The 19,600-nt window shown below is 67.4% G+C and carries 21 protein-coding genes; 11 read left to right on the top strand and 10 right to left on the bottom strand.

The annotated features are described in order from the left end of the window. Positions 1-14: 14 nt before the first annotated feature. The gene (locus tag WS89_RS13940) at positions 15-1,154 is read right to left on the bottom strand and encodes a PQQ-dependent sugar dehydrogenase (RefSeq protein ID WP_059791940.1); all 1,140 of its coding nucleotides are present in this window, start codon (positions 1,152-1,154) and stop codon (positions 15-17) included. A gap of 152 nt (positions 1,155-1,306) precedes the next feature. On the opposite strand from WS89_RS13940, the gene rpsP reads away from it, so the two are divergent. From rpsP to WS89_RS13910, 6 genes are all read left to right on the top strand, one after another. Continuing rightward, positions 1,307-1,561, top strand: a complete 255-nt coding sequence (rpsP, locus tag WS89_RS13935) for a 30S ribosomal protein S16 (protein WP_006476550.1) — start codon at positions 1,307-1,309, stop codon at positions 1,559-1,561. A gap of 42 nt (positions 1,562-1,603) precedes the next feature. Then, complete coding sequence (gene rimM, locus WS89_RS13930; RefSeq protein ID WP_059791512.1) at positions 1,604-2,281, top strand: ribosome maturation factor RimM; 678 nt, start codon at positions 1,604-1,606, stop codon at positions 2,279-2,281. A 1-nt stretch (position 2,282) separates the two neighbouring features. Beyond that, the gene (gene trmD, locus WS89_RS13925) at positions 2,283-3,077 is read left to right on the top strand and encodes a tRNA (guanosine(37)-N1)-methyltransferase TrmD (protein WP_059501656.1); all 795 of its coding nucleotides are present in this window, start codon (positions 2,283-2,285) and stop codon (positions 3,075-3,077) included. A 132-nt stretch (positions 3,078-3,209) separates the two neighbouring features. Then, complete coding sequence (gene rplS / locus WS89_RS13920; protein WP_006486838.1) at positions 3,210-3,602, top strand: 50S ribosomal protein L19; 393 nt, start codon at positions 3,210-3,212, stop codon at positions 3,600-3,602. A gap of 87 nt (positions 3,603-3,689) precedes the next feature. After that, a complete protein-coding gene (locus tag WS89_RS13915; RefSeq protein ID WP_059501654.1) occupies positions 3,690-4,376 on the top strand; it encodes a CoA pyrophosphatase in 687 nt (228 codons plus the stop codon). A 121-nt stretch (positions 4,377-4,497) separates the two neighbouring features. After that, entirely contained in the window at positions 4,498-5,436 is a 939-nt protein-coding gene (locus WS89_RS13910) for a CobD/CbiB family protein (protein WP_059791509.1), read from the top strand. Positions 5,437-5,513: 77 nt separating this feature from the next. On the opposite strand, the gene WS89_RS13905 is transcribed toward WS89_RS13910, so the two are convergent. From WS89_RS13905 to WS89_RS13895, 3 genes are all read right to left on the bottom strand, one after another. After that, positions 5,514-5,831 carry a putative signal transducing protein gene (locus WS89_RS13905; protein ID WP_059791508.1) on the bottom strand — a complete coding sequence of 106 codons (318 nt, stop codon included), beginning with the start codon at positions 5,829-5,831 and terminating at the stop codon, positions 5,514-5,516. A 66-nt stretch (positions 5,832-5,897) separates the two neighbouring features. Beyond that, positions 5,898-6,839 carry a ribosome small subunit-dependent GTPase A gene (gene rsgA, locus WS89_RS13900; protein ID WP_034206736.1) on the bottom strand — a complete coding sequence of 314 codons (942 nt, stop codon included), beginning with the start codon at positions 6,837-6,839 and terminating at the stop codon, positions 5,898-5,900. Next, positions 6,836-8,095 (bottom strand): M48 family metallopeptidase, encoded by a 1,260-nt coding sequence (locus WS89_RS13895; RefSeq protein ID WP_059791505.1) that lies wholly within the window; start codon positions 8,093-8,095, stop codon positions 6,836-6,838. The genes rsgA and WS89_RS13895 overlap by 4 nt, the downstream gene beginning before the upstream one ends. A gap of 125 nt (positions 8,096-8,220) precedes the next feature. On the opposite strand from WS89_RS13895, the gene orn reads away from it, so the two are divergent. Further along, a complete protein-coding gene (orn, locus tag WS89_RS13890; RefSeq protein ID WP_059501648.1) occupies positions 8,221-8,841 on the top strand; it encodes an oligoribonuclease in 621 nt (206 codons plus the stop codon). Positions 8,842-8,875: 34 nt separating this feature from the next. Here orn and mog read toward each other — a convergent pair whose 3' ends face one another. Together mog and yjgA are read right to left on the bottom strand one after the other, a co-directional pair. After that, a complete protein-coding gene (mog, locus tag WS89_RS13885) occupies positions 8,876-9,484 on the bottom strand; it encodes a molybdopterin adenylyltransferase (protein WP_082720383.1) in 609 nt (202 codons plus the stop codon). Further along, positions 9,468-10,070 (bottom strand): ribosome biogenesis factor YjgA, encoded by a 603-nt coding sequence (gene yjgA, locus WS89_RS13880; RefSeq protein WP_306453343.1) that lies wholly within the window; start codon positions 10,068-10,070, stop codon positions 9,468-9,470. Before yjgA ends, mog begins: the two co-directional genes overlap by 17 nt. Before the next feature lie 127 nt (positions 10,071-10,197). Between yjgA and pmbA the strand changes: the two genes are divergently transcribed. Next, complete coding sequence (gene pmbA / locus WS89_RS13875; RefSeq protein ID WP_059501644.1) at positions 10,198-11,568, top strand: metalloprotease PmbA; 1,371 nt, start codon at positions 10,198-10,200, stop codon at positions 11,566-11,568. An 87-nt stretch (positions 11,569-11,655) separates the two neighbouring features. Here pmbA and WS89_RS13870 read toward each other — a convergent pair whose 3' ends face one another. Beyond that, entirely contained in the window at positions 11,656-12,156 is a 501-nt protein-coding gene (locus WS89_RS13870) for a dihydrofolate reductase (protein ID WP_059501642.1), read from the bottom strand. Between the two features lie 290 nt (positions 12,157-12,446). Further along, positions 12,447-12,665 carry a hypothetical protein gene (locus WS89_RS13865; protein ID WP_257128171.1) on the bottom strand — a complete coding sequence of 73 codons (219 nt, stop codon included), beginning with the start codon at positions 12,663-12,665 and terminating at the stop codon, positions 12,447-12,449. Between the two features lie 609 nt (positions 12,666-13,274). Between WS89_RS13865 and WS89_RS13860 the strand changes: the two genes are divergently transcribed. Both WS89_RS13860 and WS89_RS13855 read left to right on the top strand, forming a co-directional pair. Then, positions 13,275-14,672, top strand: a complete 1,398-nt coding sequence (locus tag WS89_RS13860; RefSeq protein ID WP_059501638.1) for a sigma-54 dependent transcriptional regulator — start codon at positions 13,275-13,277, stop codon at positions 14,670-14,672. A gap of 42 nt (positions 14,673-14,714) precedes the next feature. Continuing rightward, on the top strand, positions 14,715-15,686 hold the full coding sequence (locus WS89_RS13855; RefSeq protein ID WP_059501636.1) for a thymidylate synthase: 972 nt from the start codon (positions 14,715-14,717) through the stop codon (positions 15,684-15,686). Positions 15,687-15,785: 99 nt separating this feature from the next. Here WS89_RS13855 and WS89_RS13850 read toward each other — a convergent pair whose 3' ends face one another. Both WS89_RS13850 and WS89_RS13845 read right to left on the bottom strand, forming a co-directional pair. Then, positions 15,786-18,350, bottom strand: coding sequence for a DUF6600 domain-containing protein (locus WS89_RS13850; RefSeq protein WP_257128170.1), 2,565 nt, complete (start codon positions 18,348-18,350; stop codon positions 15,786-15,788). Between the two features lie 150 nt (positions 18,351-18,500). Continuing rightward, positions 18,501-19,208 (bottom strand): ArsR/SmtB family transcription factor, encoded by a 708-nt coding sequence (locus WS89_RS13845; protein WP_059501635.1) that lies wholly within the window; start codon positions 19,206-19,208, stop codon positions 18,501-18,503. Positions 19,209-19,395: 187 nt separating this feature from the next. Between WS89_RS13845 and WS89_RS34205 the strand changes: the two genes are divergently transcribed. Continuing rightward, entirely contained in the window at positions 19,396-19,536 is a 141-nt protein-coding gene (locus tag WS89_RS34205; protein WP_179949862.1) for a hypothetical protein, read from the top strand. Positions 19,537-19,600: the final 64 nt, after the last annotated feature.

Raw genomic sequence — 19,600 nt, 5'->3', positions numbered from 1 at the left:
ACGCCTCGCCTGCGTCAAGGTGCCGCATAGGTCACGCGGTAGATCGCGCCGGCGTAATCGTCGCTGACGAGCAGCGAGCCGTCCGGTAGCGGCAATACATCGGCCGGGCGTCCCCATACGGTGCCGTCGGGTCGCAGCCAGCCCGTGATGAACGGTATCTGGCGGGCGTGGCTGCCGTCCGCCGATGCGATCACGCGCATCACGCGGTAGCCGACCTTCGTGCTGCGATTCCACGAGCCGTGTTCGGCAATGAAGACATTGTTGCGATAGGGCGCCGGAAACATCGTCCCGGTATAGAAGCGCATCCCGAGCGCCGCGACGTGCGCGCCGAGTTTCAGGACGGGCGGCACGTAATGACGACAGACGTCGGCGCCGCCGAATTCGGGGTCGGGCGTATCGCCGCCGTGGCAGTATGGAAAGCCGAAGTCGAGGCCGGTGCGCGGCGCACGGTTCAGCTTGTCGTCGGGTACGTCGTCGCCCATCATGTCGCGCCCGTTGTCGGTGAACCACAGCTCGCCCGAGTCAGGGTGCCATGCGAAGCCGACCGTATTGCGTATGCCGCGAGCGATCACTTCACGCCCGCTGCCGTCGGCGTTCATCCGCGCGATGATCGCGTAGCGGCCGCGATCGGCGAGGCACGCGTTGCACGGCGCGCCGACCGGCACGTACAGCTTGCCGTCGGGGCCGAACGCGATGAATTTCCAGCCGTGATGGTGGTCGGTCGGCAGCGCATCGGTCACGACGACGGGCGCGGGCGGTCTGGCGAGCCGGTCGTCGATATGGTCGAGGCGCAGGATGCGCGAGACGGCGGATATATAGAGGGCGCCATCGCGATAGGCGACGCCGACGGGCATGTCGAGCCCGGACGCGATGACGTAGTGCGCGCTGATCCGGCCCTCGTGCATTGCGAACGCGTGGACGCGGCCGTCTCGCGTGCCGACATACAGGTTGCCGCGCGGCGACCACGCCATTTCGCGCGCGGCCGGTACGGCGTCGGTCAGCACGCTCACATGGAATCCGGGCGGCACGACGAGTTCGTTCACCGGCAGCGGCGCGGCAAACGCCGCTGCGGACGCGACGCAGGCAAGGCCGGCAAGCAGCGCCGCCAATTGGCGCTGCACGCGGCGCATCGGGGTGGCGCGAAGGGGCGGCATGATGGTCGAGCGCATCCTGGACACGACGATTGTAGGCCCGGCCGACGGGCCGTCCGCGGATTTTTACGCGTAAGTGTTTGTTGTACCTCTGGTTTCCGGCTATAATCGCGTGTTTCAGTAGTTTCGAACCCGGTTTTCCCGAAGGACATCATATGGTTATCATCCGTCTGGCTCGTGGCGGCTCGAAGAAGCGCCCGTTCTACAACATCGTTGCTACCGATTCGCGCAACCGTCGTGACGGCCGCTTCATCGAGCGCGTCGGCTTCTACAACCCGGTCGCCACGAAGGGCGAATCGCTGCGTATCGCTCAGGATCGCCTGACGTACTGGCAAGGCGTTGGCGCGCAACTGTCGCCGACCGTCCAGCGTCTCGTGAAGGAAGCGCAAAAGGCGCAACCGGCTGCCTGACATGGCGCGGTGTGCCGGTCGTGCCGGCTGTGAGGTGCATTGATGGCGGGTCACGATTCCGGTAATGCAAGGCGCGGGCGTGCGTCATTCGGCGCATTCGTCCGCAAGCCGGTCGAGCGCGACACGGTCGCGAACGCCGGTCAGGCTGCCGAACAGGGCGGCCCCGAAGCGACGCAAGCCTGGCCCGACGATGTCGTCGAGGTCGGGGCGGTGGTCGACGCCTACGGCCTGAAGGGCTGGGTCAAGGTGGCGACGCATGCCGATGCCGGTCGCGGTGGCGACGCGCTGCTCAGCGCGCGTCGCTGGTGGCTGGAACGCGGTGCGGAGCGGCTTTCCGTCCGCATCATGCAGTCGAAGACGCACAGCGACACAGTCGTTGCGCAACCCGCGGGTGTCGGCGACCGCGATGCTGCGCTGTCCATGCGCGGCTTTCGCGTGTTCGTGCGCCGGGAAGATTTCCCGGCACTGGCCGCGGACGAATTCTATTGGGTCGACCTGATCGGTCTCGATGTCGTCAACGAGCAATCGGTGGCGCTCGGGAAGGTGAGCGGGATGATCGACAACGGCGTGCATTCGATCATGCGCGTCGAGTATCCGGCAACCGGCAAAGACGGTCAGCCGACCACCGGCGAGCGGTTGATTCCGTTCGTCGGCGTCTACGTCAAAACGGTGGATCAGGCGGCGCGTCGCATCGTCGTCGACTGGGAAGCCGATTACTGAAATGAACCAGGTTACCGAGAGCGCGGTGCAGTTCGACGTCATCACGCTCTTTCCCGAGATGTTCCGCGCACTGACCGACTGGGGAATCACCAGCCGGGCCGTCAAGCAGGGGCGCTTCGGGCTGCGCACCTGGAACCCGCGTGATTTCACGACGGACAACTACCGCACGGTCGACGATCGTCCGTACGGCGGCGGTCCGGGCATGGTGATGCTGGCCAGGCCGCTCGAAGCCGCGATCGACGCCGCGAAAGCGGCGCAGGCGGAGCAGGGCATCGCGAGCACGCGCGTCGTGATGATGTCGCCGCAAGGCGCGCCGCTCACGCATGATCGTGCGGTGCGGATGGCGCAGGAACCCGGCGTCGTCGTGCTGTGCGGTCGCTACGAAGCGATCGATCAGCGCTTGCTCGACCGTTGCGTCGACGAGGAAATCAGCCTCGGCGATTTCGTGCTGTCGGGCGGCGAACTGCCGGCGATGGCGATGATGGATGCGGTCGTGCGGTTGCTGCCCGGCGTGCTGAACGATTCGCTGTCGGCCGTGCAGGACAGCTTCGCCGACGGCCTGCTTGATTGCCCGCACTACACGCGCCCCGAGGAATACGCCGGCGTGCGCGTGCCGGACGTGCTGCTCGGCGGGCATCATGCCGAGATCGAGCGGTGGCGGCGTCAGGAAGCATTGAGGAATACGTTGCGGAAGCGGCCGGACCTGATCGTCCGGGCGCGCCGCGAGAAGTTGTTGAGCCGCGCCGACGAGGCGTGGCTCGCGAACCTCGCACGCGAAGCGAAGGACGCCTCCTGAGGCGGCTGCGCGAGCGGGAATTGGCGGTGCCGTACATGCGTGTGCGGCGCCTGATGTGAATCCATCCTCTATCGGGACCAAGCCTGGAAGCAGGCGGGTTGAACGCCGACACGATGGCATAAGGAGTCAGTAATGAATCTGATCGCAAAACTTGAGCAGGAAGAAATCGAGCGCGCGCTCGCCGGCAAGACGATCCCCGATTTCGCCCCGGGCGACACGGTGATCGTGAACGTGAACGTGGTTGAAGGTAACCGCAAGCGCGTTCAGGCTTACGAAGGCGTCGTGATCGCGATTCGCAATCGTGGTCTGAACTCGAACTTCATCGTCCGCAAGATCTCGTCGGGCGAAGGCGTCGAGCGTACGTTCCAGACGTACTCGCCGCTGCTGGCAAGCATCGTCGTGAAGCGTCGCGGTGATGTGCGTCGTGCGAAGCTGTACTACCTGCGCGAGCGTTCGGGCAAGTCGGCTCGTATCAAGGAAAAGCTGGTGTCGAAGGATCGCGCCGCAGCAGCTTCCCAAGAGTAAGGGCTGTAAGGAAAAAGCACCCAACCGGGTGCTTTTTTCATTCTGGCGCGACAATATGCTCGACACGACACGAACCCGAGAGCCCCATTGAATCGCCGCCCCATCATCGATCCCGAAGTATTGCCGGTCGAAGGCACCGGCGCCGGCCTGCCGGTCATCGATTCCCGGCTGATGACGCCGTCCGGCCTGCGCGAACGGTTCGCGCGCACGCTCGAATGGAGCGTCGAGCCTGGCGAAGCGAGGCTGCAGGAAGGCGTCGATCCGCGTAGCGCGGCCGTCCTCGTGCCGCTCGTCGTCCGCGAATCGGGCCTCACCGTATTGCTGACGCAGCGCGCCGATCACCTGAACGACCACGCCGGACAGATCAGCTTTCCCGGCGGTCGTCGCGAGCCGTTCGATCGCGACGCGACCGCCACCGCGTTGCGCGAGGCGAAGGAGGAGATCGGGCTGGCCGCCGAACGCGTCGAGATTCTCGGTGCGCTGCCCGACTACCTGACCGGCACGGGTTTCTGCGTGACGCCGGTGGTCGGCCTCGTGCATCCGCCGTTCACCGTGCAGGCCGACACGTTCGAAGTCGCCGAGATTTTCGAGGTGCCGCTCGCGTTCGTGATGAATCCCGCGAACCATCAGGTGCGTGTGTTCCGGTGGGAAGGCGGCGAGCGTCGTTTTTTTGCCATGCCCTATCCGAATGAGAAACCGGACGGGCATTACTTCATTTGGGGCGCAACTGCCGCCATGTTTCGCAATCTGTATCGCTTCTTGGCTGCCGGCTAGGCGGGCGCGCCGGCCGGCGCGCGCCGCCGGCTGCCTGGCGAGCGCGCCGTGCAGCCATGCGCGGCTGACGCTGTGCTATCGTTATGCAAAAAATGACATAACTCCGAAGACGGCGCCACGCATGACTTTCTTTTCGGTTCTCCTCGCCCTCATCATCGAACAGGTCCGCGCGTTGTCGCCGAGCAATCCGGTGTTCGCGCTGTTCCAGTTTCATGCGGAAACCGTCGCGCATGGCCTCGACGCCGGCAAGCAGAAGCACGGAATCCTTGCATGGCTCGCGGTCGTGCTGCCGTGGGTACTGATCGTCGCGCTGATCTATTTCCTGTTGTACAAGGTGAGCTTCGTGCTCGCGTTTCTGTGGAACGTCGTCGTCGTGTATTTCACGCTCGGCTTCCGCCAGTTCAGCCACTACTTCACCGATATCCATCTCGCGCTCAACAACGACGACGTGCCGCGCGCGCGCGAAATCCTGCACGAGTGGACGGGTATCGACACGGTCGACATGCCGGTCGGCGAAATCGTCCGTCATACGCTGATCCACGCGGTCGTCGCGTCGCATCGCCACGTCTTCGGCGTGTTCTTCTGGTACGTGCTGCCGCTCGGCCCGGCGGGCGCCGTGCTGTACCGGATTTCCGAATACCTCGCGCGCAGCTGGTCGACGCCGGGCGACGACCGCACCGCTGCCTTCTCGACGTTCGCGCAGCGCGCGTTCTTCGTGATCGACTGGATTCCGTCCCGGCTGACGGCGCTCGGCTTCGCGATCGTCGGCAATTTCGAGGATGCAATCTACGCGTGGCGCAACCATACGCGCCAGTGGCCCGACCCGAACGACGGCGTGCTGCTGGCCGCCGGCAGCGGGGCGCTCGGCGCGCGTCTTGCCGGGCCGCTCGCGGAGCCGTCGAGCCTCGATGCGCTGGCAGTCGGCGACAGCGGTCCGTTGACGGTTGGTGACGATTGCACGCCGCGCACGCTGCAGTCGGCGGTCGGCCTCGTGTGGCGCGCGGTGATCCTGTGGATGATCCTGTTGCTGATGCTGACGCTGGCGGTCTGGGTATCGTGACGCGCTAGCCCGGCACCCGATGAAATGAACAGGCCGGCTTGATGCCGGCCTTTTCGCTGTGCGTCGGCGCAATGCGTTCAGTCGTCGAGCGGGTCGCGCACGGCGCCGCATTGCCAGCACGCGGTGAATTGCGCTTCGAGCGCTTCGCCGCACTGCCGGCAGCGCCAGGGTGCGGCGCCGGCAGACGGGCCGTGCGATGCGGCATCGAGGAGCCGGCGGGCGAGCGCGTCGTCGCGTTCGTCGTCGAGCCACAGTTCGGGCGTGCACGCGTCGGCGGGCAGGCCACCGAGCGCGCCGGTCGCGTAGCAGTTGTGCAACTCGCAACCGATGCCGGCCATCTGGAGCACGTTGGCCCAATGCTGCGCGGTCGCGAGGTCGGGTGCCTTGAAACGCATCGCCGCTCCTGTCGATGAAGGCCGGCCCGTCTGGCGCCGGCCGGCCGTCGCACACGTCGCGCGCGATCAGCGGACGATCTGGCTCGCCTCGTGCACGAGCTGCGCGTACAGCGCGTGCCGGGACGGCGCGATGCGGCCGTCGGCGACGGCTTCGAGGATCGCGCAGCCGGGCTCGTGCAGATGATGACAATTATAGAAACGGCAGTCCGCGAGCAGCGGCCGGAATTCCGGGAACGCGCGCTCGAGGCGGCCTTCGGTCAGGTGGTAGAGGCCGAATTCCTGGAAGCCCGGCGAATCGATCAGCGCACCGCCGCCTTCCAGCGGGTACAGGCGCGTGAACGTCGTCGTGTGACGGCCGCTGTTGAGCGCGGCCGAGATCTCGCGGGTCGCGGCTTCGGCGTCGGGCACGAGCAGGTTCACGAGCGTCGACTTGCCCATCCCGGACTGGCCGAGCAGGATCGTCGAATGGCCGGCGAGGTGCGGCATCAGTTGCGCGCGCGCGTCGTCCGGCGCGCCTTTCACCGACAGCTCGAGCACGTCGTAGCCGAGCGCGCGGTACGGCGCGAGGCGTTCGCGCGCGACCGGCAGCGCGGCCTCCACGTCGATCTTGTTCAGCACGACGAGCGGCTTCAGCTCGTTCGCTTCGGCGGCAATCAGCGCGCGGCCGAGCAGATCCTCGCTGAAATAGGGCTCGGTCGCGAGCACGATCAGCAGTTGGTCGAGGTTGGCCGCGAACAGCTTCGACTTGAACTGGTCGGAGCGGTACAGCAGGTTGCGCCGTTCGCCGATCTCCACGATCACGCCCTGGTCGGCCGACGCGAGTTCGTATGCGACGCGGTCGCCGACCGCGACGTCGCTCTTCTTGCCGCGCGGGAAGCATTGCAGCATCGGGCCGCCGTCGTCGGGGGCGACGATGTAGTGGCGGCCGTGCGCCGCGATCACGCGGCCTTCGGCCCGTTGCGCGCCCGATGCGCGCGGGGCCGGCTTGCGGGAGGTCGGCCGGCTCATGCGTGCTGCAGCAGGCGGTCGATCCGCTGCGACGCAGGCGGATGCGAGTAGTAGAAGGCCGTGTAGACGGGGTCGGGCGTCAGCGTCGACGCGTTGTCTTCATAGAGTTTCACGAGCGCGCTGACGAGATCCTGCGCGTCGGTCTGGCTGGCCGCGAACGCGTCGGCCTCGAATTCGTGCTTGCGCGACGTGAGGCTGCTGAACGGCGTCGCGAAGAACAGGAATACCGGAATCGCGAGGAAGAACAGGATGAGCGCGGCGCCCGCGTTGCTGGTGTCGAGCGACGGCGTGACGCCGAGCCCCGTATAGAACCACGTGCGTTGGGCGAGCCAGCCGAGCAGCGCGAGCAGCACGAGGCTCAGCACGAACGACACGAGCATCCGCTTCATCACGTGGCGGCGTTTGAAGTGGCCGAGCTCGTGCGCGAGCACGGCTTCGATCTCCTGGCCGGACAGGCGCGCGAGCAGCGTATCGAAGAACACGATCCGCTTGGATGCGCCGAAGCCCGTGAAGTACGCGTTGCCGTGCGCCGAGCGGCGGCTGCCGTCCATGACGAACAGGCCCTTCGCCGCGAAGCCGCAGCGCTTCATCAGCGACTCGATGCGTGCGCGCAGCGCGTCGTCCTTCAGCGGCTCGAACTTGTTGAAGAGCGGCGCGATGAAGGTCGGGTAGATCAGCAGCACGAGCATCTGGAACGCGACCCACACGATCCAGGTCCACAGCCACCACAGGCTGCCGGCCTGGTTCATCAGCCACAGAACGACGAACAGCAGCGGCAGGCCGAGCACGGCGCCGAGCAGCGAATTTTTCAGCATGTCGGCGAAGAACAGCCGCTTCGTCATCCGGTTGAAGCCGAAACGCTGCTCGATCCCGAACTGGCGGTAATACTCGAACGGGATGTCGATCGCGCTCATGATCACGAGCACTGCGGCGACCAGCGCGACCTGCTGCCCGTAGCCGCGGCCGAGCCAGCCGGTCAGCAGCGAGTCGAGCGCGCCGACGCCGCCGAGCAGCGTGAGGCCGACCAGCACGGCCGCGCTGACGACGATCTCGAGCATCGTCAGCCGGGTGCGCTCGACCGTGTAGTCGGCGGCGCGCTGGTGGGCGGTCAGCGGGATGGTGGCGCTGAATTGCGCGGGCACGCCGTTGCGGTGCGCGGCGACGAAGCGGATCTGCCGCGACGCGAGCCACAGCTTGGTGACGACCATCGCGAGTACGGCGATCGCGAACAGCAGGGTGAACGAAAAGGGTGACATCGAAGGCGCCAAAGGGTTCTATGCGAGAATTATATGTTCTTGCGGACCGGCCCCGCTGATGCGATGCCGGCCGCCCGGGCGGCGCCGCATCGGCGCGCCCGGTCCGCCATTTTCCAGGATGAATCATGACCGATACCGCCGCTTCCGCCAGCCAGCCCGCGCTCGTGCGCAACGAGTTGAACCTCGTCTGGCTCGACATGGAGATGACGGGCCTCGACCCGGAAAACGACCGCATCATCGAGATCGCGGTCGTGGTGACCAATTCCACGCTCGACGTTGCCGTCGAGGGCCCGGTGTTCGCGATTCACCAGAGCGACGAGACGCTCGCGAAGATGGACGACTGGAACAAGTCGACGCATGGCCGCTCGGGGCTGATCGACCGCGTGCGCGCATCGACCGTGACCGAGGCGGAAGCCGCCGCGCAACTGCAGGCGTTCCTCGCGCAGTACGTGTCGCCGGGCAAGTCGCCGATGTGCGGCAACTCGATTTGCCAGGACCGCCGATTCATGGCGCGCTGGATGCCGGAATTCGAGCGGTTCTTCCATTACCGCAACCTCGACGTCAGCACGCTCAAGGAGCTGTGCCGCCGCTGGCAGCCCGCCATCTACAAGGGTTTCCAGAAGCGGGCGATGCACACCGCGCTCGCCGACATCCACGAGTCGATCGACGAGCTGAAGTACTATCGCGAGCATTTCCTGATTCCGGCCGCATCGGCGCCGGCAGGCGACTCCGTGCCGGCCGCCTGAGCGGGCCGGCACGCGCGCGGCGCTCGAGCCACGTTCAGCGCCGCGCGCTTTTCGGCCGGAACGCCGCGACCACCGCGGCGTCGGTCTCGATATACGGGCCGCCGATCAGGTCGATGCAGTAGGGCACCGCGGCGAAGATGCCGGGCACGGTCGATTTGCCGTCGGCATCGCGCAGCCCTTCCAGCGTCTCGCGGATCGACTTCGGCTGGCCGGGCAGGTTGATGATCAGCGCCGCATGGTCGGCCGTTTCGCGGATCACCGCGACCTGCCGCGACAGGATCGCGGTCGGCACGAAATTCAGGCTGATCTGCCGCATCTGTTCGCCGAATCCCGGCATTTCCTTCGTCGCCACGGCCAGCGTGGCTTCCGGCGTCACGTCGCGGCGCGCGGGACCGGTGCCGCCCGTCGTCAGCACGAGATCGCAGCCGGCGACGTCGACCAGTTCGGTCAGCGTGGCCGAGATCGTCGGCGCGTCGTCCTGGATCAGGCGCGTTTGCGCGCGCCACGGCGAGACGAGCGCGCCGGCGAGCCATTCCTGCAGCGCCGGGATGCCCTTGTCCTCGTAGACGCCCGTACTCGCGCGGTCGCTGATCGACACGAGGCCGACCACGAGCTCGTCCGGATGGTTACGCTTCGTCGTCATGGTCGTCTCCGGTGGCGTCGTCCCCTTCGTCATCGCCGCCGGGCGTGCCGCTCGCGGTCTTGATCCACTGGAACAGCTCGCGGAAATAGCGCGGCGGCTTGCCTTGCTGGGCTTCCTTGCGCGCGTTGCGGATCAGCGTACGGCCTTCCTGGATGTCGGCGTCGGGGTGCTGGCGCAGGAATTCGGTCAGCGCGTCGTCGCTCGCGAGCAGTTGCTCGCGCGTGCGCTCGATCCAGTGCAGGCGGGCCGTCGCGGCCTTGTTCACGCCGCGTTGCGCGTCGAGCGCGGTGCGCAGCGCGGCCGTTTCGTCGTCGGTCAGCGAGCGCATCACGCGGCCGACGTACTGGAGCTGGCGGCGCTTGCCTTCGTGATCGGTGATCCGGCGGGCCTCGCGCACGGCGTCCGCGAGATCTTCGGGCATCGGCATGCGCTTGAGCGCGTCCTTCGGCAGGTCGACGAGTGCCTGGCCGAGTTCCTGCAGCGCGTGCATTTCGCGCTTCAACTGGGATTTGCTGGGGCGATCGTAGCCATTGTCGTCGTCCTCGACGGCATGTTCGATCGGCTGGATTCGGGTTTTGCGTGTCATGGGCCGCATTGTATCGCGGCGCGGATACCCCAAGCTTGTCTGTGTCCGGCCCCGGACCTTGCTATGATCGCGGGATACGCAACATTTTGACCATGCGGGCGCCCGCCCGCCACCGGATACCAAGACGATGGCAGCCAATCTCGACGTACAAGCGCGCTATTTCCCGCACACGCAGGACCAGCTCAAAGAAATCGCATCGGACATCCTTCGCCATGCGAAGGCGCTCGGCGCGACGGACGCCGCGACCGAAATCTCCGAGGGCGACGGCCTGTCGGTGTCGGTGCGCCGTGGCGAGGTCGAAACGATCGAGCACAACCGCGACAAGATGGTCGGCGTCACCGTGTTCATCGGCAAGAAACGCGGCAACGCGAGCACGTCGGATTTCTCGCCGGCCGCGATCAAGGATACCGTCGCCGCCGCCTACAACATCGCGCGCTTCACGGCCGAGGACGAAGCGGCCGGTCTCGCCGAAGCCGAGCTGCTCGAAACCGACCCGCAGGACCTCGATCTGTACCACCCGTGGGCGCTGACGGCCGACGACGCGGTCGAGCTTGCCCGCCGCGCGGAAGACGCCGCGTTTGCGGTCAGCCCGCAAATTCGCAATTCGGAAGGTGCGAGCGTGTCGGCGCAGCACTCGCAGTTCGTGCTCGCGACGTCGCGCGGCTTCCTGGCCGGCTATCCGTACTCGCGCCACTACATCGCATGCGCGCCGATCGCGGGCAGCGGCCGCCACATGCAGCGCGACGACTGGTATTCGTCGAAGCGCAGCGCGATCGATCTCGCCGCGCCCGAAGCGGTGGGCCGTTACGCGGCCGAACGCGCGCTCGCGCGGATGGGCGCGCGTCGTCTCGACACGCGCAAGGTGCCCGTGCTGTTCGAGGCGCCGCTCGCGGCCGGCCTGCTCGGCGCATTCGTACAGGCGGTGAGCGGCGGCGCGCTGTATCGCAAGACGTCGTTCCTCGTCGACAGCCTCGGCAAGCCGGTGTTCGCACCGCACATCCAGATCGTCGAGGATCCGCACGTGCCGCGCGCGATGGGCAGCGCGCCGTTCGACGAGGAAGGCGTGCGCACGCGTGCGCGCAGCGTCGTGAAGGACGGTGTCGTCGAAGGCTATTTCCTGTCGACCTATTCGGCACGCAAGCTCGGCACGCAAACCACCGGCAACGCGGGCGGCTCGCACAATCTCGCGCTGCGCAGCGCGAACACGCAGGCGGGCGACGACTTCGACGCGATGCTGAAGAAGCTCGGCACGGGGCTGCTGCTGACCGAGTTGATGGGGCAGGGCGTGAACTACGTGACGGGCGACTATTCGCGCGGTGCTGCGGGTTTCTGGGTGGAGAACGGCGTGATCCAGTATCCGGTCGAGGAAATCACCGTTGCCAGCACGCTGCAGGAGATGTTCCGCCATATCGTCGCGATCGGTGCGGATTCGATCGTGCGCGGTACGAAGGAAACCGGCTCGGTGCTGATCGAGCAGATGACGATCGCAGGGCAGTAAGCCGCACGCGGCGCAGGCCGCCAGAAAACGAAAGCCCGACCGGCGCGCGAAGCCGGTCGGGCTTTTTTCATCGTGCGGAAGAAGACGTCAGCCGCGCTTGCGTTCGTAGACGACGAACGCATAGCCGAACGTGTTCGGCGCGGCAGCCTGATGCGCGTCGCGCGAGATTTCCTGCCAGTGCGCGGCGTCGGGCGCCGGGAACGACGCGTCGCCGTCGAAGTCGGCGTCGATCTCGGTGACGACCAGCCTGTCGGCGAGCGTGAGACCTTCCGCGTAGAGTTGCGCACCGCCGATCAGGAATACCTCCGGCGCCCCGTCGCGCGCGGCGAGCGCCAGTGCGTCGGCGAGCGACGTGACCGTATCGCAGCCGTCGAAACGGCGCGTGGCGTCGCGCGTGACGACGATATTGCGGCGGCCGGGCAGCGGCCGGCCGATCGATTCGTGGGTCTTGCGGCCCATCACGATCGGCGCGCCCATCGTCGTGCGCTTGAAGAACGCGAGATCCTCGGGAAGTTTCCAAGGCAACTGGTTGTCGCGGCCGATGATGCCGTTGCGGGCACGCGCGACGATCAGGGTCAACGTCGTCATGAAGGTCGGGAAAGAGGGGAACGGAACGGGGCCGATTTTACCGGAACGACGGCGTGCGCCGGATTCCGCCCGCCCGCACGGGGACCGGCGTTTCCGGCGTCGTGCGCCGCGACGCGCGATGCCCCGCGTCGCGGCGGCCCGTCCGAATAAAAAGAGTGCCCGCCGGGGGACGGGGCACCAAAACGTTTTATGTCGCGAGATCGGCGAGGCCGGTTCCGCTCGACGGCATCCCGTTCGACCGGCTCGTCAGTTCAATACGTTATCCTGATCGAATTGAAGAGGCACATGCATCAGGGATGCGTATTGCCTCGCGCATTGCCTTCCATCGCATGCCGGATGTCGCCCGGTTGCGGCGCCGGCAGCGGCATCGGCAACTGGGGCGGTGGCGGGATCTCGTCCCACAGCGTCACGGAGGCGTTGGCGGCCGGCAGCGGTTGCGGTGCCGACACGGTCAGGATGCCGAACCCGTTGCCGTGCTGCCTGCTCGACGTGTTTTCGGCAAGCAGCATGGCGCGATCCGGTTGCATGCCATCGTCTGCGCATGCCGGAGCAGGCGGGCCGGCGGCCGAGAGCGCGAGCGCCATCGGCACGAAAGAAAGTAAACGAGGTTTTCGCATGGCGGATGTCTCCGATCGTGTACGTATTCAGCGAAATACATGCCACCGTACCGGGGCCATTGCCGCCATTGCGACTCGCGCTCGAGCGTTGCGAATGGTGGCCGAAAACGCCTGAAAATGTTTCAGGCCTGAAACGACGGGGCTCGGGAATACTGCTGATTCAATCGACACGCTTCAAGGATGAAAATCGGCGCGTGTGTCGATGACGAAACCGTTCCTGCGCATGTGCTATGTGCAGAGGATTGATCTGCATCGACTCCCGAGCGATTCGGCTGTGTCGCCATCGGCAATGAAACGGATTTGTCGTATTCGGTGCCTATAACCGGGTTGTCTCGATCAAAAAATTACTGGACGCGAGACAAGCGCCATCATGCGAGGCTGTGTCGTTGCCGCGCATCGGCATGGCGAATCGAGCCACCTCTGGCTGACCCGATTCGATCCTTTTGCACGCAATCCGACGTGTGCAGCAATCGTTGGACGGTTGATGAACGGGGTGAGCATATGGGAGCCGATCAGCGGCACGTGGTCTACTATTCGCGCGAACCGAACGACGCGTTGCGCGGCCATTTCGACGAATGCGGCTGGCGCGTCGACTTGGCCGAGACCGTGCGCGATGTGCGGCGCGTCGTGCAGCACGGCGTGGCCACCGCCGGCCTGCTCGATTTCTCGCCGGGCTTCAAGCCGTCGGACCTGCGCGAACTCGAATCCTGCCTGAGCATCCAGCACATCGGCTGGATCGCGGCGACGCGGCGCGGCCAGTTGCAGGACGCGACGCTGCGCCATCTCATTCGCGACTATTGCTTCGACTACGTGACGATGCCGTACGAAACGGCGCGGATCGTCGAGACCGTCGGCCATGCGCACGGCATGGTCGCATTGACCGATCCCGTTTCGCCGCCCGTCGGCGCGGGGCGCAGCGAAGGCGAGATGGTCGGCACCTGCGATGCGATGCTCGGGCTCTTCAGGACGATCCGCCGTGTCGCGGCGACCGACGCACCGGTGTTCATCTCCGGCGAGTCGGGCACGGGCAAGGAATTGACGGCGGTCGCGATTCACGAGCGCTCGGCGCGCGCGCAGGCGCCGTTCATCGCGATCAATTGCGGTGCGATACCGTCGACGCTGCTGCAGGCCGAACTGTTCGGCTATGAACGCGGCGCGTTCACCGGCGCGAACCAGCGCAAGATCGGCCGCGTCGAGGCAGCCAACGGCGGCACGCTGTTTCTCGACGAGATCGGCGATCTGCCGCTCGAAAGCCAGGCCAGCTTGCTACGCTTCCTGCAGGAAGGCAAGATCGAGCGGCTCGGCGCGCATGCGTCGATGCCGGTCGATGTACGCGTGATCTGCGCGACGCACGTGAACATGGAGGCGGCGCTGCGTGAAGGGCGCTTTCGCGAGGACCTGTTTCACCGGCTGTGCGTGCTGAAGATCGAGGAGCCGCCGCTGCGCGCGCGCGGCAAGGACATCGAGGTGCTCGCGCGCCACATGCTCGAGCGCTTCAAGGGCGATGCGCATCGGCGCCTGCGCGGTTTTTCCCCGGATGCGGTCGCGTCGCTGTACGGCTATTCGTGGCCCGGCAACGTGCGCGAGCTGATCAACCGTGTGCGCCGTGCGATCGTGATGTCCGAAGGCCGGATGATCACCGCCGCCGATCTCGAGCTGAACGACTATGCGACGCTCGCGCCAGTGTCGCTGCTGGAGGCGCGCGAGGCGGCCGAACGGCAGGCGATCGAGCAGGCGCTGCTGCGCCATCGCGGCCGTTTTGCGGATGCCGCGCGCGAGCTCGGCGTGTCGCGCGTCACGCTCTACCGGCTGATGTGTGCGCACGGCATGCGCGATCGTGGCGACACGCTGGCAGGGTTTTCGGCGCCGTTGCCGGAGCTTCCGCGCCACGCTTGTTAAAATCGGCGGGTACGGCCGCCTCTCGCGGCCGAAGGAACCCGCATGAAACAGTATCTCGATCTCGTTCGTACCATTCTCGATACCGGCGCCTGGCAGGAGAACCGCACGGGGATCCGTACCATCAGCATGCCGGGCGCGATGCTGCGCTTCGACCTGCAGCAAGGCTTTCCGGCCGTGACGACCAAGAAGCTGGCGTTCAAGTCGGCGATCGGCGAACTGGTCGGCTTCCTGCGTGCGTCGCGCAGCGCGGCCGATTTCCGCGCGCTCGGCTGCAAGGTGTGGGATGCGAACGCGAACGAGAACGCGCAGTGGCTCGCGAACCCGTATCGCCAGGGCGTCGACGATCTCGGCGACGTATACGGCGTGCAATGGCGCCAGTGGCCTGGCTACAAGGTGCTCGATGCGAGCGCCGACGCGCAGATCGCCGATGCGACACGCCGCGGCTTCCGGATCGTCACGCGTTTCGACGAGGATGGCGCGCCGAAGGTGCTGCTGTACAAGGCGATCGACCAGTTGCGCCAGTGCCTGGACACGATCATGGAGAACCCGTCCGATCGTCGTATCCTGTTTCACGCGTGGAATCCGGCCGTGCTCGACCAGATCGCGCTGCCCGCGTGCCATCTGCTGTACCAGTTCCTGCCGAACGCGACGAAGCGCGAGATCTCGCTGTGCTTGTACATCCGCAGCAACGACGTCGGTCTCGGCACGCCGTTCAACCTGACGGAAGGGGCCGCGCTGCTGTCGCTCGTCGGCCGGCTGACGGGCTACACGCCGCGCTGGTTCACGTATTTCATCGGCGACGCCCACATCTATGAGAACCAGCTCGACATGCTGCAGCAGCAGCTCACGCGCGAGCCGTACGAAAGCCCGCGGCTCGAGATCGCCGAGCGCGTGCCCGAGTACGCGAAAACGGGCGTCTATGCGCCCGAATGGCTGGAGCAGGTCGAGCCGTCCGATTTCTCGCTCGTCGGCTATCGCCACCACGAGCCGCTGACCGCACCGATGGCGGTCTGATCGCGCGGGCGAGCCCGCACGGTTTCATCGATCCGTACCCTGCAAAAAGGCTCGACCGGTATTAGCCGGTCGAGCCTTTTTGTTTCATCTTTGCTGCACTTACTGGCGATGCCGCTCGTCGTGGCCGCCCTGCGGCGGCGGATTGCCCGGATGCGGCGCCTCGACGTGCGGCGCCGGCTGCGGCCGCGGTTCCATCCGGGGAGCAGGCATCGACGGGCGCGGTTCCATGCGGGGCGCCGGCTGCGGTCGCGGCTCCATGTGCGGCGCCTGCGGCTGCGGACGCGGCACGTCGTGCACCGCGGGCGCGGGCGGACGGTACTCGTTCACGCGCGGCGGCGCGACCTCGCGATGCGGCGCCGGTTGAGCGAAGTCCGGGCGTGGTTGCGGCGCGGGGGCGGCCCGTTCCGGTTGCGGCTGCGCATGCCGGGCCGGCGTCTGGAAATCAGGGTGCGGACGCGGTTGCTGAATCTGCGCGGTATTGTCGACCCGCGGTTGCGGCCGCGCGCGCGGCGCTTCGTTGCGGCCGCCGGGCTGTACGCCTTGCGGCGCCGGCACGCCGTTCGGATGCGGCACCGCGGCGCTGCGCACGGGGGGCAGCGCATTCTCTCCTGCCGCATGCAGTGCGGTGGGTGAATCGGGGCGTTGACGCGCCATCGGCGTGTGCGGCTGCATCCACACGGGGGACGGCGCGTTCGCCGCGTGCGCGTTGCCGGTCCCTGCCGGAGCGTTGTTCGCGCCCGGTGGATGCGGGACGCCGTTGCCGGGCGCGAACGCCTGATGCGGCATCGGGTTGCCGGGTGCCGGCAGCGTGCCGCCGTTGGCGAATCGCGGTGCGTTGGGGCTTTCGCCGTTCGGCGGCCGCGCGACATTCGACATGCCCGGCGTCGGCGCGCCAGGCCGCGCGGCCTGCTCGCCGGCCGGCGGGCCTTCGCGCGACGCACGGGGCGGCTGCACGACGGGGCCGTGCGGATTCACGAGCTGCACGTTGTGCATCGCCCATGCGCCGCCGCCCTGCGACTGACCCGGAACGCGGACCGGGCGAGCCGTATAGTCGGCTGGCACGTTCGTCTTCACGACGGGCGCGCCGGCGCCCGGTACGCGCCCGCCTTGCTGCGCGAGGTGGGCGGCGGCCTGGTCGCGATACGCGGGCGGCACGGCCGGATTGCGCGTCGCGACGTACGGGTGCTGCGCGATCGCCGCCGGCGGGCGGTAGCTGGCATTGCGCAGCCCGCCGGTGAAGCTCTGGCGCACCGGCGCGATGCCGGGCGTGCCCGGCGTGACGTGCGCGTTGCGCCATTGCTGCGGATCGACGTGCTGCGAGAAATGCGCGACCGGCTGGCCGTGCACGAACGCGGTGGCCGGCACGGCCGTGATCGCGTGCGGTGCACGGAAGTTCACATATGTCTTGTTGATGTTGGTGATATTGGTGATGTTCGTCACGTTCACGGTCTTGTTCACGTTGACGTTGTTCACCACGATGTTGCGGTTGACGCGGTCGTAGTAGTGCGGGCTCCAGCCGCCCCAGCCCGGATGCCACGGTTCGCCGGGGCCGAGCGCGAACCATGCGCAACCGGCCGCGGCGACGCCGCCGACCGTGAGCGCGACGCTCCAGTCGGAACCGCCGCCGCCCCCGCCGCCCACGAACGCGACGAGCGCCGGTGCATAGACGGGCGGCTGGCTGACGACCATCGGGCCGGGCACCCATGCCCAGTTGTCGTCCACGTACGCCCAGCGGCCGTAGTGATACGGCGCGAAGCCCCACGGCGCGTCGTCGACCCAGGTCCAGCCCCACGGCGCCTGCCAGATCCAGTGGCCGTCGTGATACGGCGCCCAATCGGCCGGCGTGTCGTTCGGCACCCATACCGCGCCGTAATTCGGGGTTTCGCGCCACGTGCCGTTCGCGTCGAGATCCTGGTAGCCGGGAATGTCGCGGGACACGTAGCGGGCGGACACCGAGCGCGTTTCGGCCGCGTCGCGGCTGGCGGCCCACTGGTCGAGCGCGTCGGGGCCGGGTGCACCCGATTGCTGCGCGACCTGCAGGTCGGTGCCGGTGAACACCACCTGCTGCCCCGGCGACAGCGGATACTGCCCGTTGCTGCCGTACACGGTCGCGCTCCCGCTACGTACCGTCACCGTCGTGCTCGCGCCGTTCGGCGCCACATCGACGCGATAGTCGCCGGGGCCGGCGATGCCGAGCGCGAGGTTCGGCGTGTCGATTTCGTACGATCCGCCGGCCGGCAAGTCGCGCACGTGTGTCGACACGGTGCCGAGCCCTACCTTCAATTGCGTCGTCGTGTCGTCGAGGTTCAGCACCGACAGGCTCGTCGATTCGCCGAGCCGCACCGCGGTCGAGCCGATGTGCAGTTCCGAGCGCGCGCCGGCATCGTTCCAGAGCTGATCGCCGGTCGTCAGCGGCCGGTTCACCGCCGCATACGACCACGTATCGGTGCCGGCCGGCTCGGTCGTCACGGCGCCCGACAGGTAATTGAGCCGCGCGACGCGGCCCGGCGGATCGCCGGCCGGTTGCCGTGCCGCGGCGATATTCGGCGGCGCATCGGCCGATTGCGCGAAGGCGGGCGGCAGCGTCGCCAGCGCGACGAACGCGAGCAGCGTGTAGCGGGCGGTGCGCTTGAGCGTGAAGAGGGAGGCCATGGTGAGCGTCATCGTTGTGATCGCGGCGCGTCGATTCGTGCCGTCCAGTTCACGATATCCGCTTGGCCTGTTTCAAGGCACGGTGTTTTGTAAGTCGAATGGCACGCGATGTAACAAAACCTGTCCATCGCGCGCTGTTGTCGTGCGGCTGCAATGCCGGCGTCAAGCGGACGTAAGCCACGCGTCGAAAACCTGCTGTCCGGGCACCGTGACGCGCAGCACGCGCGGTCGGGCAGCGCGCTCGATCCAGCCGTGCGCGCAGAAGCTTTCGAGCAGTGCCGCGCCGAGCGCGCCGCCGAGATGCGAGCGCCGCTCGCTCCAGTCGAGGCAGCCGCACGCGAAGCGTCGCCGGCGCGTGCGTTGCTGCGCGACGTCGATGCCCCATTGCGCGAGCGCCTGCGTGCCGAGCTCGGTGGTCTCGATCGCGTCGCCGTTCGCGAACAGCCAGCGGCGCGCGGTGAGGCCGTCGAAGATCCGTACCGCGAGCTCGCCGGCCATGTGGTCGTAGCAGGTGCGTGCATAGCGCAGTTCGGCCGGGACCGTGCGCGACGGCGGCGGGACCGGGCGATGCGGCGCGGCCGCGCGGGCGACGTTCGCCAGCGCTTCGAGCGAGGCCGCGATGTCGGCCGACGCAATGCGGTAGTAACGATGCCGGCCGCGCACGTCGAGGGCCAGCAGGCCGCCCTCGGTCAGGCGCGCGAGGTGCGCGCTGGCCGCGGACGGCGACAGCCCCGCGATCATCGTCAATTCGCCGGCCGGTCGCGCGCTGCCGTCCATCAGCACCCATAGCATCGCGGCGCGGCCGGGATCGGCGATCAGCGCGCCGATGCGGCTCAGGCCCGGAAAATGGTGGTCGTCTTGATCGGTCATCGTCGTGTCTCGTCGAGCGGGATGAGGGCAGTGTAGTCCGTGCGCGCATTCGACGTTTCGCTTTCGGATGAAATGTCGGATGCAGCGACGGTGCGGCTGCGCGGCCCGGCCTGCAGCCCGTTGCAGGGCGCGCGTAGAATGGCCGGACGCGGCGGCAGCGGGCCGCCGCATGAGACGCGATGCAACGATGAAGACGATTTTCTGTGTGTTGGTGGCGGCGCTCGTGTGCGCCGCCTGTGCACCCGGCGGCACCGGCGCGACCGGCGAGCGCGGCGGCAGTATCGAGATGTACGGAACGATCGACCAGGGTGTCACGGTACGCCGCTGAGCGGCGTTGGTCCGGCGCGAGCCGGCATGGTCGCCGCAGCCCCGCCACGCGGGGCTTGCCGCGC

The sequence above is a fragment of the Burkholderia sp. MSMB1072 genome (assembly GCF_001524725.1).
Lineage (GTDB): Bacteria > Pseudomonadota > Gammaproteobacteria > Burkholderiales > Burkholderiaceae > Burkholderia.
The sequence above is the reverse complement of the archived record's forward strand: the minus strand, read 5'-3'. Positions and strand labels throughout refer to the sequence as shown.

Bases quoted from the DNA above. Each gene is read 5' to 3' on its own strand.
- WS89_RS13940 (WP_059791940.1), bottom strand. From the start codon at position 1,154: ATGCCGCCCCTTCGCGCCACCCCGATGCGCCGCGTGCAGCGCCAATTG.
- rpsP (WP_006476550.1), top strand. From the start codon at position 1,307: ATGGTTATCATCCGTCTGGCTCGTGGCGGCTCGAAGAAGCGCCCGTTC.
- rimM (WP_059791512.1), top strand. From the start codon at position 1,604: ATGGCGGGTCACGATTCCGGTAATGCAAGGCGCGGGCGTGCGTCATTC.
- trmD (WP_059501656.1), top strand. From the start codon at position 2,283: ATGAACCAGGTTACCGAGAGCGCGGTGCAGTTCGACGTCATCACGCTC.
- rplS (WP_006486838.1), top strand. From the start codon at position 3,210: ATGAATCTGATCGCAAAACTTGAGCAGGAAGAAATCGAGCGCGCGCTC.
- WS89_RS13910 (WP_059791509.1), top strand. From the start codon at position 4,498: ATGACTTTCTTTTCGGTTCTCCTCGCCCTCATCATCGAACAGGTCCGC.
- WS89_RS13905 (WP_059791508.1), bottom strand. From the start codon at position 5,831: ATGCGTTTCAAGGCACCCGACCTCGCGACCGCGCAGCATTGGGCCAAC.
- rsgA (WP_034206736.1), bottom strand. From the start codon at position 6,839: ATGAGCCGGCCGACCTCCCGCAAGCCGGCCCCGCGCGCATCGGGCGCG.
- WS89_RS13895 (WP_059791505.1), bottom strand. From the start codon at position 8,095: ATGTCACCCTTTTCGTTCACCCTGCTGTTCGCGATCGCCGTACTCGCG.
- orn (WP_059501648.1), top strand. From the start codon at position 8,221: ATGACCGATACCGCCGCTTCCGCCAGCCAGCCCGCGCTCGTGCGCAAC.
- mog (WP_082720383.1), bottom strand. From the start codon at position 9,484: ATGACGACGAAGCGTAACCATCCGGACGAGCTCGTGGTCGGCCTCGTG.
- yjgA (WP_306453343.1), bottom strand. From the start codon at position 10,070: ATGACACGCAAAACCCGAATCCAGCCGATCGAACATGCCGTCGAGGAC.
- pmbA (WP_059501644.1), top strand. From the start codon at position 10,198: ATGGCAGCCAATCTCGACGTACAAGCGCGCTATTTCCCGCACACGCAG.
- WS89_RS13870 (WP_059501642.1), bottom strand. From the start codon at position 12,156: ATGACGACGTTGACCCTGATCGTCGCGCGTGCCCGCAACGGCATCATC.
- WS89_RS13865 (WP_257128171.1), bottom strand. From the start codon at position 12,665: ATGCTGCTTGCCGAAAACACGTCGAGCAGGCAGCACGGCAACGGGTTC.
- WS89_RS13860 (WP_059501638.1), top strand. From the start codon at position 13,275: ATGGGAGCCGATCAGCGGCACGTGGTCTACTATTCGCGCGAACCGAAC.
- WS89_RS13855 (WP_059501636.1), top strand. From the start codon at position 14,715: ATGAAACAGTATCTCGATCTCGTTCGTACCATTCTCGATACCGGCGCC.
- WS89_RS13850 (WP_257128170.1), bottom strand. From the start codon at position 18,350: ATGACGCTCACCATGGCCTCCCTCTTCACGCTCAAGCGCACCGCCCGC.
- WS89_RS13845 (WP_059501635.1), bottom strand. From the start codon at position 19,208: ATGACCGATCAAGACGACCACCATTTTCCGGGCCTGAGCCGCATCGGC.
- WS89_RS34205 (WP_179949862.1), top strand. From the start codon at position 19,396: ATGAAGACGATTTTCTGTGTGTTGGTGGCGGCGCTCGTGTGCGCCGCC.